Raw genomic sequence first — 15,528 nt, 5'->3', positions numbered from 1 at the left:
ACCGGTTTATTCCGCGTTAGGGTTACGCGTGGTAGTGCCCGGCAGATTGCGAAGCAAGAGCGCATAGTCCAGCGAGATATCGTCCGGCACGGGCAGGTAAACGATATGGCCGTTACCCGGCGCCACATCGGCGGGTTGCCCTTTGGCGTTCTGCATGGAGTCGATGGTGAATTGAATATTGCCGTTTGGCGTCATCATCTCCACGCTGTCGCCGCAGGAAAATTTGTTCTTCACCTCGACTTCCGCCAGCCCATCGCGACGCATGCCGGTGAATTCACCGACAAACTGCTGACGATCGGAGACAGAATAGCCGTAATCGTAGTTCTGGTAATCTTCATGCACGTGGCGACGCAGGAAGCCTTCGGTGTAGCCACGGTGCGCCAGCCCTTCCAGCGTTTCCAGCAAGGTTGGATCGAACGGTTTACCCGCCACGGCATCGTCGATGGCACGGCGATAAACCTGTGCAGTACGGGCACAGTAATAGAATGACTTGGTGCGGCCTTCGATTTTCAGCGAGTGCACCTGCATCTGCGTCAGGCGTTCAACGTGCTGGATGGCACGCAGATCGCGGGAGTTCATGATGTAGGTGCCGTGTTCGTCTTCAAAGGCGCTCATGTACTCGCCGGGGCGCATGCTTTCTTCCAGCATAAAGACTTTGTCAGTCGGTTCGCCGATGCCCAGCGCGGGCTCAACATTCTTCACCGCGATAGGTTCGTGCTGATGGACGATATTGCCGATGTCGTCTTCTTTACCTTCCTGAACCTTATATTCCCAGCGGCAGGCGTTAGTGCAGGTACCCTGATTCGGATCGCGTTTATTGATGTAACCGGACAGCAGGCAGCGGCCAGAGTAGGCCATGCACAGTGCGCCGTGAACGAAGATCTCCAGTTCCATATCCGGCACGTTCTGGCGGATTTCTGCAATTTCTTCCAGCGACAGTTCGCGGGACAGAATGACACGTGTCAGCCCCATTTGCTGCCAGAATTTCACCGTAGCCCAGTTTACCGCGTTGGCCTGAACGGAAAGGTGAATATCTATCTGTGGGAAGTTTTCCCGCACCAGCATAATCAAACCCGGATCGGACATGATCAGCGCATCCGGCCCCATTTCGATGACGGGTTGCAGGTCACGCAGGAAGGTTTTCAGTTTGGCATTGTGCGGTGCGATGTTAACGACGACGTAGAATTTCTTGCCCAGTTCATGCGCTTCGTTAATGGCTTGCGCCAGCGTCTGATGGTTGAATTCGTTATTGCGCACGCGCAGGCTGTAGCGAGGTTGACCGGCATAAATCGCGTCCGCGCCATAGGCAAAGGCGTAGCGCATATTTTTCAGCGTACCGGCCGGAGAAAGAAGTTCCGGTTTAAACATGGTATCTCTCGATTCTGATCACAAGTCAGGCTGCTCCGCGGCGGGAGCAGTAAAGGCGGAGGATTCTAGCGCTAATAGGGGAAAATTGCAGTAGACGACACACGAAAAGTGGGGCCTTTGTTTGACATAAATCAATCGTTTGATGCAAATCAATTTTTTGACCTAAATAAAGAATGGCCTGCCATTAATCGAGCAGGCCAGATAAAGCCGTATTAACGCGTGGCGATACGGGATTTTCCGAACGCTTCACGGTTATGGGGCTGAGACAAATCGACCAATGGGCCAACCGGCACAATTTGCGTCGGGTTCAGCCAGGCAATGCCGTAATAGCCCGTTTTGATGTGGTCGATATTGACCGTCTCTGCGACGCCCGGCCACTGGTACAGCTCGCGCAGGTAATTCGACAGGTTCGGGTAGTCGGCAATGCGCTTCAGGTTACATTTGAACGCGCCGTGGTAGGCCACGTCAAAACGTACCAGCGTCACAAACAGACGCCAGTCGGCTTCGGTCAGCGTGTCACCGAGCATATAGCGATGGTTGCCCAGATGTTCGTCCAACTCGTCGAGCGTAGTGAAGAGCGTCGTGACGGCAGCGTTATAGTGTTCCTGTGTTTTGGCGAAGCCGGTTTTATACACGCCATTATTGACGTTGTGATACACGGTTTCGTTCCAGCGATCGATCTCAGCGTGCAGTTCTGACGGGTAGAAATCGAGGGAGTTGCCGGTCAGGTCGTTAAATTCGCTGTTCAGCATACGGATGATATCCGCCGATTCGTTATTCACGATGCGGCCTTCCACCCGGTCCCACAACACCGGCACCGAAACCTTGCCGGTGTAGTCGGGTACGCTGGCGGTATACAACTGGTGCAGATAGCGAATCTCGCCCACATGCTCACCCGCATCCTGCGGGGTGGCAAATTCCCAGCCGTTATCGGCGATGCGCGGATTGGCAACCGAAAGCGAGATGATGCTCTCCAGCCCTTTCAGCTTGCGGAAAATCAGCGTGCGTGACGCCCACGGGCAGAGATAGGAGACAAAAAGCTGGTAACGCCCCGCTTCTGGCACCAGCTCGGTTTGCCGAAATTTGGTTTCTTCGCGATGGAACGCGCCGTTTTTGATCTCTTCCGCCGCGACATCGCCGTTAACCCATTTGCCATTCACTAAGCCTGACATCTCTTTTCCCCTTGTCCGTTCTGTTGCAGGTGACCAATGTCCCGCACGGTGTGCGGGGTGATACCCGTTATTATTGTAGGCTTAAAAGAGTAACAGCCTTGGGAAAAGAGAAAATGACAAAATTTTCATTAAGTCAGACAGTATTTTTGACCAGTCTGGGAATGAGGTCGCTAGCGTTTGGCTGCCAGCAGGCCGTACAGCGCGGAATCTGACACCTCGCCGTCCACAATCCAACGCTGCTTTAACAGCCCTTCCTGCGTGAACCCCAGCCGCTCCAGCGATCGGGCTGAGGCCACATTGCGGGGATCGATTTCCGCTTCCAGTCGGCTTAGTCCCGCCGTTTCAAAGGCAAAATCCCGCAGTGCAGAGAGCGCTTCCGCCATATAACCTTTCCCTTGCGCACTTGCCGCCAGACAGTAGCCGATCTCGGCGCGTTTAGAGTCAATCTCAAGGTTGAACAGCACACAGGTACCGATCAGTTCGCCGCTCGCTTTTACTTCCAGACCTAGCTTCATGTATTGCCCGGCGCACAGTGCGCTCCAGTATTCGTCAATCGCATCATGCGCCTGTTCGAGGTGCTGCCAGGGCGGATGATTCCAGAAACGCATCACGACGGGATCGGACATAAAAACGAACAGCGCAGACGCATCATCACGATAGAGCGGGCGCAGCAGCAGGCGAGGTGTCTCGATTTTGGTCGTTTCGGAAAATAGCCTGGTCATTATCGCGAAAGCCTCTTCTGTGTGGAATGGATTCGTATGGAATGGAAGACGGTTACTCTGACAGATGGCACGCTTGTAGTGTCGCAATATCACCCGCGGCGATGATGTCCAGATGACGCGTGATTTTTTCTATCGGCCAGTCCCACCAGCACAGCGCTTCCAGCGTATTGATGACGCCTGGCGTAAAACGGGATTTCAGGATTTTTGCCGGATTGCCGCCGACGATCGTATAAGCGGGCACATCGGCGGTGACCACGGCGCGTGACGCAATGATGGCGCCATTTCCGATGCGGATGCCGGGCATGATCAGTGCATCATAGCCAATCCAGACATCATTGCCGATGAACGTGTCACCTTTATAAGGCAGTTCCTCTGGCTTCGGCGTCACTTTTTCCCAGCCGTTGCCAAAAATCTGGAAGGGATACGTCGACAGGCCGGAAAGCCGATGATTTGCGCCGTTCATGATAAATTTTGCCCCGCGCGCGATGGCGCAAAACTTACCGATGATTAATTTATCGCCGAGAAACGGATAGTGGTAGAGCACATTTTGCTCGAAATTTTCCGCGCCGTCGGGATCGTCATAATAGGTGTAGTCGCCAATTTCGATATTCGGGTTGGTGACAATATTCTTGATGAAACACACTTGGGGAAAACCGGCCATGGGGTAGCGGTTATCCGGATCGGGTCCGTTCAAAATGGCCTCCGTAGCAGCATAATATCCAATAACAGCATCGCGTGATTGGTGTTATACCTCATTGCAGGGGGCGGCTTCCCAGCGATAGCCGATGCCGTATACCGTGCGGATAAATGAGGTCTCTTCGTCCAACTGCTCTAACTTACGACGCAGGTTTTTGATGTGGCTGTCGATGGTGCGGTCGGTCACGACGCGATAATCGTCGTAGAGCTTATCCAGCAGCGCCTCGCGGGAAAACACCTTCCCCGGCTCGGTAGAAAGCGTCTTGAGCAGGCGAAACTCGGCTGGCGTCAGGTCAAGGTTCTGCCCCAGATAGCTGGCCTGAAAGCCGCTTTTATCAATCAGCAGAGCCGTTTCGGTTTTCTCGATGGCTTTCATACCGTCGTTCTGCCAGCCGCAGCGACGCAGCAGCGTTCTGACGCGCACGACGACTTCGCGTGGGCTGAAGGGCTTACAAATATAGTCATCGGCACCAATTTCCAGCCCCAGCAGGCGATCGATCTCCTCGCTACGGGCGGTGACCATAATAATCGGCACGTTGGAGAACTGGCGGATGGTGCGGCAGAGCGTCAGGCCGTCGCAGCCCGGCAGCATTAAATCCAGCAAAATGAGTGAAGGGGAATGCAGCCGCACCCACTCGACGACATCGTTACCGTCGGACAGCCAGTGCGTGGCGTAGTCCGCTGCCTGAAGATAATCCACCAGCAGTTGCCCCAGCTTGGGCTCATCTTCGACAATCAGAATAGGTGATGCCATAGCGAAATCGGATGCGGTTGTCATAGCTCTGCTTATTGTCGGTTTCAGGAATAGCGATCGGGATAACGCTTAATCCGGTACGTGCGAGGGAAGCTCAAGGGTAATCATCACTCCCCCTAGCGGCGAATGTTCAGCATACAGTCGTCCGCTATGCGCCTCAACGATATTATTACAGATAGCCAACCCCAGCCCGGAGCCGCCGCTGGCGCGGTTGCGCGAACTTTCCGCACGGTAAAAGCGCTCGAAAATCAGCGTGAGTTGCTCGTCGGTCACGCCGGGGGCGCTGTCCTGCCAGATAATAGCCCAGTGTTTATGCTGCTGCATGAGGGTAATGATCAACTGTCCCTGCTCGTCAGTGTAGCGCAGGCTATTTTCCAGCAGATTGTTAAATAACTGGCTTAACCGATCAGGGTCACCAAAGACGCCAGCCTGAGCGGGTAGATCCGTGGTGATCGTAATCTGTTTTTTCTGGAAGCGTTCATGAAACGCGGCGATAGCAATATGCAGAAGTTGCACCACGTCCACCGCCGTTTTGCGGTAGGCCAGCGCCCCGCGATCGGACAGCGTAAGCTGATGCAGGTCATCCACCAGTTTAGTGAGCGTCGTCACCTCAGACTGGAGCGAATGCAGCGAATGCGCGTCAGGCTTGCGTACGCCATCCTGCAAGGCTTCCAGCTCACCGCGCAGCACCGCCAGCGGCGTGCGTAATTCGTGGGAGACATCGGCCATAAACGCACGACGCGACTGCTCGTTTTTTTCCAGCGTGATGGCTAGCTGGTTGAAGTCTTGCGCCAGCCTGCCCAGTTCATCGTGCGAGCTTGCCGTCACGCGGGTGCTGAAATCTCCTGAGGCCAAACTGTGCATGCCGTTGACCAGCCGTTTGACGGGCGCGAGCAGGCCACGCGCGGTCAGCCAGGTGGCGATGATCGCGAGCAGTGTCGAGAGCGCGACAATCAGCCAACTGGTGCGCTGCTGCTGTTGATCGAAACTGATATCGGCGTTGCGGGTCAGGCGTTCAACGGGCGAGGCAACAATCCAGCCGACCGTCTGGTTTTGCACCTGAATCGGCTGCCAGGTGCCTTCGTTCGGTATCGGTGCCGGAGAGCCGAACAGCTTGCGCTTGCCGGTATCGAGCACCCACAGGCGCACGCGTAGCCCCTGCATATTGTTGTCGGTGTCGTTGTTCTGATCCAACGAGTGCAGCATTTTGAACACCAGCCGGTCATTGTTGCGCAGGAATGACCAGTCGCCGTGCTGCTGATATTGTTCCGCCAGCGCATCGCGCAATTGCGTGACCCGCTGTTCGTTGCCGCGCTTAATGTAGTCGATAAAGCCGCGTTCGAAGCTGACGCGCACACCCCAATGCATGGTAATCAGTACCAGCATGCAGGTGGCGAAAATCGCGAGAAACAGTTTGGCGGTGATTCCGAATTTCATAACGACCTCACGATTTACTCGGCAGCACGGACTGCTTGACGCTGTCCAGTGGAACGCGGTTAAAAATTAGCACTGGCAGGGCGATGATCACGATCATGCTCAGGTAGGTGTAAATAAACACCATGTGGGTTTCTCCGCTCCCCGCCGCCATATGCGGTTGGGAAAACATGCCCAGCAGAATGCCTGCGATGCTGACGCCGAGACTGGTGGACAGCTGCATCGTCATCGACAGCAGGCTATTGCCGCCGCTGGCCAACGTATCCGGCAGATCTTTCAGCGTCAGTGTATTCATGGTGGAAAAACGAATGGCGTTCACCATGCCAAGGAAGAACAAGACAATCGGGATCATCCAGATCCATTGCATCAGCGCGACCAGCGCGAACAGTGCCGTGACCAGTGCCAGCAGCAGCGTGGAGACAATCAGTACGTGTCGGTAACCGAGCCGATTAACGACCTGTACCACGATCCGCTTCATGCCCATACTGCCTAACACCATCGGCACCATCATCAGCCCGGCATGGAAGGGAGAAAACCCCATTCCCAACTGCAAAAATAGCGGCGTCATAAACGGTAGCATACCGCTGCCGATGCGCGCCAATAGCCCGCCAGTCAGGCCGATAGAGAAGGTGTGGGTATCGAATAGATGCAGATTAAACAGCGCGCGTTTGTTGTGGCGAGCGTGCAGCCAATAGCTTAACAGGGCGATCAGTCCGATAGCGATTAACGCGAAAATGGCAATCGGTGGAATGCCCAGACTGCGGTTGCCGTCCAGCGCCAGTGTTAAGGTGGCCATGCCAACCGCAAGCCAGAGGAAGCCGCTGATGTCAAAGCGCTGCGTTCGCATAGTGTAATTGGGCATCAGGAACCAGGTTGCCAGCGCGCCGATAATGCCGACGGGCAGGTTGATAAGGAAAATCCAGTGCCAGCTGGCATATTCCACCAGAAAGCCGCCGAGCGCGGGCCCCATCAATGGGCCAATCTGGCCGGGTAGCGTTACGAATGTCATTGCCGCCATATACTGATCGCGCGGGACGATCTTCATCACCGTCAGCCGTCCTACCGGCACCATCATTGCGCCGCCGACGCCCTGAATAACGCGTGAGGCCAGCAGTTCATTCAGCGTTTCCGAACGGGCGCACAGCAGTGAGCCGAGCGTAAACAGCAGAATCGCGGCAAAGAAGATATTCTTCACGCCGATACGATCCGCCAACCAGCCGCTGGCAGGCAGCATCACCGCCACGGTCAGCACATAGGAAACAATCACCGAATGCATATGCAGCGGGCTTTCATTCAGACTCGCGGCCATCGAAGGCAGCGCGGTATTCACGATGGTGGTATCCAACGTCTGCATAAAAAAGCCAAAGGCAACAATCCAGAGCTGCCAGCGGACGGAGGCGGAATTCATCGTTGTTGCCTCTGGCGTAAAAAATTGTACTGAGACGGAAGCTGGCTCACGGGTGAGTGGCATGGACGCCACGAAAGACAGTGCCGCGCCGGGAGCGCGTCACTGGCGGCCCGTAAAGAGACGGCTTTCGGCGAAGGCACCGCGTAGCGGTACAATTTAGCGCCAAAAGCCAGGGTTCCAAGGGCGACGGCAATTGAGCCGCCCTTGGTCGGGCGCGTTCGGGGCGCTACTAGAAAAACAGTGAACGTTAAGCGCACGAAATATCCCCATAAATAGCATATTAATTAGATAGCTAACGTTAATTCTATTCCGTCACGACAGTGACAAATCCTTCTCTGGTGCTTTGCGCCGAATATGCCTCAGTTTGTCGAAAAACAGATACACCACCGGTGTGGTATACAGCGTGAGGATTTGGCTCATCACCAGCCCGCCGACAATCGTGATGCCGAGCGGCTGTCGCAGTTCTGCACCGTCGCCGCTGGTCAGCACCAGCGGCAGAGCCCCAAACAGGGCGGCTAATGTGGTCATCATAATCGGGCGGAAACGCAGCAGGCAGGCCTGGAAAATCGCATCCTGTGCGCTCAGCTTGCCGCTGCGCTGCGCCACCAGCGCAAAATCCACCATCATGATCGCGTTCTTCTTCACGATCCCAATCAGCAGCATGATGCCAATCAGTGCCACCAGACTAAACGGCGCGCCAAACCACTCCAGTGCCAGCAGCGCGCCTACGCCCGCCGAGGGCAGGGTAGACAGAATCGTCAGCGGGTGCACATAGCTCTCATACAGCACGCCCAGCACGATATACACGGTGATAATCGCCGCCAGAATCAGCAACAGTTGGGAAGACTGCGACTGCTGGAACGCCTGTGCGGTACCGGAGAACTGACCGCGCACTGCTGACGGCACGCCCAGCGACGTCATGGTTCTTTCTATCGCTGCCGTCGCGCTGGAAAGATCGGTACCCTCCGGCAGGTTAAAAGAGATCGTCGACGCGGCAGACAGCCCCTGATGGTTCACCGATAGCGGTGCATTGATCGGCTTCCAACTGGCGAAATAAGAGAGCGGGATGGGTTTACCTTCGTTATTGATCACGAACATCTTGTTCAGTGAACTGACATCCTGCGTGTAGGCGTCGTCCACTTCCATCACCACCTTGTATTGGTTTAACGGCTGGTAAATGGTTGAAATCTGACGCTGTCCGAAGGCGTTATTGAGCAGCGCGTTAGCGGCAGAAACGCTGATGCCGAGCTGCGCCATCGCATCGCGATCGTAAGTGAGCGCCATTTCCGCGCCCTTATCCTGCTGATCGGAGTTCACGTCGGCCAGCTCAGGGAGTTTGCTGAAAGCAGCACGAATCTTGGGTTCCCAGGTGCGCAGCTCGCTTAGATCGTCAGACAGCAGCGTGTACTGGTATCCCGCGCTCGCTTCCCGCCCGCCGATACGAATATCCTGCACCGGCATTAAAAACAGGTTGGCACCGGGTTCTTTTGCCAGCTTGACGCGCAGGCGGCTGATCACCTGCTGTGCCGATACATCACGTTCGGACAGCGGCTTAAGTGAGATAAACATCGAGCCACTGTTAGTGCGCGATCCGCCAGTAAACCCGTTCACGTTATCCACCGCCGGATCGCTGCTGACAATGGTCATGAAGTTCTGGAGTTTCACCGTCATGGCCTGAAAAGAAATGCTCTGGTCGGCCTGAATGAAGCCCATCAATCGGCCCGTATCTTGTTCCGGGAAGAAGGTCTTCGGGATGCTGATATACAGCCAGACGTTGAGCGCAATGGTGCCCAGCAGGAGCAGCAACACCCAACGTGCATGGTTGAGCACCCACTTTAGCGATTGCCCGTAGCCTTGCTGCATGGCGAGCAAGACACGATTAAAGCCACGGGTGCGCGGCTGGCTACGCTTGGGAACAGCACGCAGCAGGCGGGCGCACAGCATCGGCGTCAGCGTCAGCGAGATCAGCAGCGAAATCATGATCGCCACCGACAGCGTGACGGCGAATTCGCGGAATAACCGCCCCGGCAAGCCATCCATCAGCAGGAGCGGGATGAACACCGCCACCAGCGACAGACTCATCGATAAGACGGTAAACCCCACTTCGCGCACGCCCTGAAGCGATGCTTGTAGCGGCTTCATGCCAGCTTCGATGTGGCGGGAAATATTCTCCAGCACCACGATGGCGTCATCCACCACGAAACCGGTGGCAATAGTAAGCGCCATTAGCGACAGGTTGTTCAGACTAAAACCGCACAGGTACATGGCCGCGAAGGTGCCGATAAGCGATACCGGTACGGCCAATGCTGGAATGGCGGTTGCACGGGCTGAACGCAGGAACAGGAAAACGACCAGAATAACCAGCGCGACGGCGATAACCAGCGATTGCTCGACCTCCGCCAGCGAGGCGCGAATGGTGGGCGAACGATCCTGCGCGACGTCCAACTGAATTTCGGCAGGCAGGCTAGCGCGCAGTTCCGGCATCGCGGCGCGGATATTGTCTACCGTGGTGATAATGTTGGCATCCGGCGCGCGGCGAATCATCACCAGAATCGCAGGCTTCGAGTTCGCCATCCCCGCGTTACGGGAATTCTGCACCGAATCTTCTACCGTGGCGACGTCGCTCAGGCGGACGGCGGCCCCGTTGTTGTAGTGGATAATCAGCGGCGCATAGGCATCGGCGGTTTTTAGCTCATCGTTGGTTTTTATCTGCCAGCTTTTCTGGCTGTTTTCCACGTTCCCCAGCGGCTGGCGCACGTTCGCCTGCGCGATAGCCTGCCGCACCTCATCGAGGGAAATTCCCTGATTAAACAGCGCCACTGGATTCAGCGCGACGCGCACGGCGGGCAGCGAGCTCCCGCCGATGGAGACATCGCCAACGCCTTCCATCTGCGAAATTTTCTGCGACAGCTGGGTAGAGGCAAAGTCGTACAGCTGTCCTTGACTGTAGGTGTCCGAGGTCAGCGTCAGAATCATGACGGGGGCGTCGGACGGATTGACTTTGCGGTAGGTTGGGCGGCTGGACATGCCGGATGGCAGCAGGTTTTGTGCCGCGTTAATGGCCGCCTGTACATCACGCGCCGCGCCGTTGATATCCCTGTCGAGATTAAATACCAGAATGACGCGCGTACTACCGAGCGAACTGGTAGAGGTCATTTCGCTGACGCCCGCGATCCGGCCGAGTGCCCGTTCCAACGGCGTCGCGACCGCAGAGGCCATGGTTTCCGGCGAGGCACCGGGCAGCGAGGCGCTGACCGAGATCACCGGGAAATCCACCTGCGGCAGCGGCGACACCGGCAACAGGCGGAAACCCAATACGCCACAGAGCGCGATGGCCAGCGTCAGCAGCAGGGTGGCGACGGGGCGGTGGATGAACAGGGCGAAGAACTTCACTCGGTTTCTTCCTCCTGACGCGGCGTCCGGCGGAAACGCGTCGCCAGACGGTCAAACAGCAAATAAATTACTGGTGTGGTAAACAGCGTCAGAATTTGGCTCATGATCAGGCCACCGACCATACAGATCCCCAGCGGCTGACGCAGTTCCGCGCCGACGCCGGTGCTCAGCATCAGCGGCAGCGCACTCAGCAGCGCCGCCATGGTGGTCATCAGAATCGGCCGGAAACGCAGCAGACAGGCCTGATAAATCGCGTCATACGGTGTCATCCCCTGTTCTCGCTCTGCCGCCAACGCGAAGTCGATCATCATGATGGCGTTCTTCTTCACGATCCCGATGAGCAAAATGATCCCGATAATGGCAATCACATCCAGCTCGTTCCCGGCCATCATGAGCGCCAGCAACGCGCCGACGCCTGCCGTGGGCAGCGTAGATAGGATGGTGATGGGATGAATAAAGCTCTCGTACAGCACGCCAAGCACAATGTACATCGCGACAATCGCTGCCACGATCAGCCACACGGTGCTGCTCAGCGCTGACTGGAACGCCAGCGTACTTCCCTGAAAACGAGTGGTGATATCCGCAGGCAGGTTCATCTGCTGTTCGGTCTGGGTAATGGCATCCACCGCTGCCCCCAGCGCATAGCCGCTGGCGACGTTGAAGGAGATTGTCGTCGACGGGAACTGGTCGATATGGTTGATCGCCAACGGCCCCTGACGCTCTTCAATGGTGGCAATGCTGCTGAGCGGAATGGTCCCGCCGTCGCTGCTGATGAGGCGCACGTCGTTCAGCGCGTCCAGGCCGGTGTTGTTGGTCGTATCGTGCTCCAGCACCACGCGGTACTGGCTGGCCTGCGTATAGATGGTGGAAACCAGTCGCTGACCAAAGGCGTTGTACAGCGCGCTATCGACCTGTGACATCGTGATGCCCAGACGGCTAGCGCTGTCGCGATTTACGTTGACGTAGGCAACGGCGGCACCGTCTTGCCAGTCGCTGCTGACATCCTCAATCTGTGGCAGCTTTTTCAGTTCAGCCATCAGCTTCGGCACCCATTGGCTCAGCTCATCAAGCGACATCGCCTGTAATGTGAACTGGTACTGCGTGCGGCTAATCTGGGTGTCGATGGTGAGATCCTGCACCGGTTGCAGATAGAGCTGAATACCGGGAATCTGCGCGGTTTGTTGTTGCAGACGACTGATGACCTCTGGGATACGTTCGCTGCGTTCACTGAGCGGTTTCAGATTGATTTGCAGTCGGCCGCTGTTTAGCGCGGCATTGGTGCCGTCAACACCAATGAATGAAGAGACACTCTCCACCGCCGGATCTTTCATGATGATGGATGCGACGCGCTGCTGGCGGTCGGCCATATTGTTGAACGAGACCGTCTGCGGTGCCTGCACGGTGCCCTGAATGATGCCGTTATCCTGTATCGGGAAGAAGCCTTTCGGGATCCAGATATAGAGCAGAACCGTTAGCAGCAGCGTACCAAGCGCGACGCTGAGCGTCAGCCACGGATGATTCAACACCTTGCGCAGCCAGACGCCGTAGGCATCAATCAGGCGAGTGAAGAACCGTTCGCTGGCGCGGGTAAAGCGGTTCTGTTTACGCAGCGACTGATGACTCAGCATTCGAGCGCACATCATGGGCGTTAGCGTGAGCGACACGACGGCGGAAATCAGGATGGATACCGCCAGCGTGACGGCGAATTCGCGGAACAGGCGTCCGACGATATCGCCCATAAACAGCAGCGGGATCAGCACGGCGATGAGCGAGAAGGTGAGAGAAATGATGGTGAAGCCAATTTCTCCTGCGCCTTTTAGCGCGGCGTGAAGCGGTTTTTTCCCCCTTTTTCGATATAGCGGGCGATGTTTTCAATGACTACGATGGCATCATCCACCACGAAACCGGTGGCAATGGTCAGCGCCATCAGCGTCAGGTTGTTGATGGAGAAACCGAGAAAATACATCGCGGCAAAGGTGCCAATCAGCGACAGCGGCACGGCAATGCTGGGGATCAGCGTGGCGACGGCGTTACGCAAGAACAGGTAAATCACCATCACGACCAGCGCGATAGCCAGCAGCAGCTCGAACTGGACGTCTTTCACTGAGGCGCGAATGCTGGTGGTGCGGTCAGTCAGCGTGGTGACTTCGACAGAGTTTGGCAGACTGGCTTTTAGAGCCGGTAGCATCTTACTAATGCTGTCCGTGGTTGTGATGACGTTGGCACCCGGCTGGCGCTGAACGTTGATAATGATCGCCTGCTGCCGATTCGCCCAGGCACCGAGATGAATGTTCTCGGCGGCCTGCTCAATCGTTGCGACATCCTGAAGCCGCACCGGCGCGCCATTCTTCCATGCAACAATCAGCTTGCGGTAATCATCAACGGTTTTCATCTGATCGTTGGCGGAGAGCGTGACCGAGCGCGTCGGGCCATCCAGACTCCCCTTGGCGGAATTCACGTTGGCGGCGGTAATCGCGGTGCGGATCGTCTCGCTGCTCAAGCCGTACGCTGCCAGCGCTGGCGCGTTCAGCCTGACCCGTACCGCCGGACGTTGCCCACCGGCTAACGACACCAGACCGACGCCTGCCACCTGCGAGATTTTCTGCGCGATGCGGTTGTCCACCATGTCCTGCACCTGCGTCATCGACATGGCGCTGGAGGTCACAGCCAGCGTCATAATCGGCGGATCCGCCGGATTCACTTTGCTGTAGGTTGGCGGGTAGGGCAGATCGTTAGGCAGCAGGTTGCTGGCCGCATTGATGGCGGCCTGTACGTCCTGTTCGGCGACGTCCAGAGATAGCTCAAGCTGGAATTGAAGCGTGATGACGGATGCACCGCCTGCGCTCTGCGTCGACATCTGTTTCAGCCCGGACATCTGGCCGAACTGCCGCTCCAGCGGCGCGGTAATCGCAGACGTCACCACATCGGGGCTGGCACCGGGATACAGGGTAATGACCTGAATCGTTGGGTAATCCACTTCGGGCAGCGCGGAAACCGGCAGCGCCCGATAGCCGATGATACCGGCCAGCAGAATGGCGATCATCAGCAGTGTCGTCGCGACCGGGCGCAGAATGAACAGGCGTGACGGCCCGCCACCGCTGGCTGGAACGGTATCCTGCATCAGGATTTCTCCCCAGCGATGGCGGGCGTTTTCTCCGTCAGCGTTGAGGGCACGACTTCTACTTTCGCCCCTTCGGTCAGGCGGTCGATACCGTCAGTGACGACTTTCACATCGGCGTCTAATCCGGCCGTTACCACAACCAACTGGCCGTACTGAATACTGGTGGTCACCTGACGCTTACTGACTTCGTTTTTATCATTCAGAATCCAGACGAAACGGCCTTCATTCCCCATTTGCACGGCGGCGGAAGGGGCGACGACAGCGTTTTTCAGCGTATCGACCTTCATGCGGATATTCACGAACTGGTTCGGGAACAGGGCATCGTCCAGATTATCAAAACGTGCCTTGAGTTTGATCGTGCCCGTAGTGGCGTCGATCTGGTTGTCCATGCTCAACAGCGTGCCCTGTGAGAGTTTCTTTTGATTGGCACGATCCCAGGCTTCCACCACGGGCGGTTGGCCTGATTTCTGCGCGTTCAGAATGGTGGAAATTTCCGCTTCCGGTACGGTAAAGACGACATCAATCGGGTAGGTCTGTGTGATCACGACAAGGCCATTGGTGTCGCTGCTGGTGATATAATTCCCGACATCGACCTGCTTTAAGCCGATCCGACCGCTGATAGGCGCAGTGATCTTGCTGTAATCCAACTGGAGCTGTGCGCTGGCGACGGCACCTTCATCGGCTTTTAGCGTGCCTTCCGCCTGACGAACGGCGGCGGTTTGGGCATCCAGCTCCTGACGGGAGATCAGATTGGTTTTCACCAGTTGCTGGTAGCGCGCCAAATCCTGTTGAGCATTAGCCAGCACGGCCCGATCTTTTGCCAACTGCCCTTGTGCTTGCGTCAGTTCAACCTGAAAAGGACGTGGGTCAATTTCCGCCAGCAGGTCGCCAGCCTTAACCTGTTGCCCTTCCTGAAAATGTAGCGCCATCAGTTGACCGTTCACCCGGCTGCGCAGCGTCACGGTATTGGCCGACGTGACGGTGCCTAAACCGGACAGGTAGTAGGGCACGGAAGCGGATTGCGTTAGCGCAGCCTGTACGGGGGCCAGTGTACGCATGGCGGCACGGCGTCCACCGCCACCGCTGCTGCTTGCCGAATGTGACGTACGGGCGGCGTGCTGCTCACCTGCACCAGAAGCGGCAGGCGACGTCTGGGTAAAATGGCGCCAGATCAGCACGGCAATAGCGATAACGGCGGCAAGTACCAGCAGGCCTCGGATACGTTTGGCATTCATAGTGATGGATTACTCTCTCCAGGTTGCGCGGGAAGCACGGCGTAGCCGTCATACTTCAAACTGCACTTGCGTGCGTTGTCACTTTAGCAAGCAGGTTGTGGGACCAATGGCCTTATTTTACTAGTTTAAACAGGAGATGCCGGATAAAAATGAAGGAAATATGGAAGATATGTCAGGGTTTGTAGGGAAAAAAAATCCGGCAGCGCGAGGCTGCCGGATAGAGAT

General features: G+C 56.6%; 9 protein-coding genes and 1 pseudogene. All 10 read right to left on the bottom strand.

What is annotated here, in order from left to right; translation table 11 throughout:
- Positions 1-6 precede the first annotated feature (6 nt).
- Entirely contained in the window at positions 7-1,368 is a 1,362-nt protein-coding gene (gene yegQ / locus NAL19_RS15290; RefSeq protein ID WP_225085379.1) for a tRNA 5-hydroxyuridine modification protein YegQ, read from the bottom strand.
- A gap of 212 nt (positions 1,369-1,580) precedes the next feature.
- Complete coding sequence (locus NAL19_RS15285; RefSeq protein ID WP_263057795.1) at positions 1,581-2,540, bottom strand: glutathione S-transferase family protein; 960 nt, start codon at positions 2,538-2,540, stop codon at positions 1,581-1,583.
- Between the two features lie 170 nt (positions 2,541-2,710).
- Entirely contained in the window at positions 2,711-3,262 is a 552-nt protein-coding gene (locus tag NAL19_RS15280; protein WP_225085377.1) for a GNAT family N-acetyltransferase, read from the bottom strand.
- Positions 3,263-3,314: 52 nt separating this feature from the next.
- A complete protein-coding gene (locus NAL19_RS15275) occupies positions 3,315-3,959 on the bottom strand; it encodes a Vat family streptogramin A O-acetyltransferase (RefSeq protein WP_411561438.1) in 645 nt (214 codons plus the stop codon).
- 48 nt (positions 3,960-4,007) lie between these two features.
- On the bottom strand, positions 4,008-4,736 hold the full coding sequence (gene baeR / locus NAL19_RS15270; protein WP_263057793.1) for a two-component system response regulator BaeR: 729 nt from the start codon (positions 4,734-4,736) through the stop codon (positions 4,008-4,010).
- A gap of 45 nt (positions 4,737-4,781) precedes the next feature.
- Entirely contained in the window at positions 4,782-6,149 is a 1,368-nt protein-coding gene (gene baeS / locus NAL19_RS15265) for a two-component system sensor histidine kinase BaeS (RefSeq protein ID WP_263057792.1), read from the bottom strand.
- 7 nt (positions 6,150-6,156) lie between these two features.
- Positions 6,157-7,554 (bottom strand): MFS transporter, encoded by a 1,398-nt coding sequence (locus tag NAL19_RS15260; protein WP_411561402.1) that lies wholly within the window; start codon positions 7,552-7,554, stop codon positions 6,157-6,159.
- A gap of 312 nt (positions 7,555-7,866) precedes the next feature.
- The gene (mdtC, locus tag NAL19_RS15255) at positions 7,867-10,947 is read right to left on the bottom strand and encodes a multidrug efflux RND transporter permease subunit MdtC (protein ID WP_263057790.1); all 3,081 of its coding nucleotides are present in this window, start codon (positions 10,945-10,947) and stop codon (positions 7,867-7,869) included.
- Positions 10,944-14,068 (bottom strand): annotated as a pseudogene (locus NAL19_RS15250) (MdtB/MuxB family multidrug efflux RND transporter permease subunit). The gene mdtC and the pseudogene NAL19_RS15250 overlap by 4 nt, the downstream one beginning before the upstream one ends.
- Positions 14,068-15,303: an MdtA/MuxA family multidrug efflux RND transporter periplasmic adaptor subunit gene (locus NAL19_RS15245; protein WP_263057789.1), complete on the bottom strand. Its 1,236-nt coding sequence runs from the start codon at positions 15,301-15,303 to the stop codon at positions 14,068-14,070. The pseudogene NAL19_RS15250 and the gene NAL19_RS15245 overlap by 1 nt, the downstream one beginning before the upstream one ends.
- Positions 15,304-15,528 lie beyond the last annotated feature (225 nt).

It is taken from the genome of Pectobacterium sp. F1-1 (assembly GCF_025643735.1).
GTDB lineage: Bacteria > Pseudomonadota > Gammaproteobacteria > Enterobacterales > Enterobacteriaceae > Pectobacterium > Pectobacterium colocasium.
Note: the sequence above shows the minus strand (reverse complement) of the source record. Positions and strands in the feature narration are given on the sequence as shown.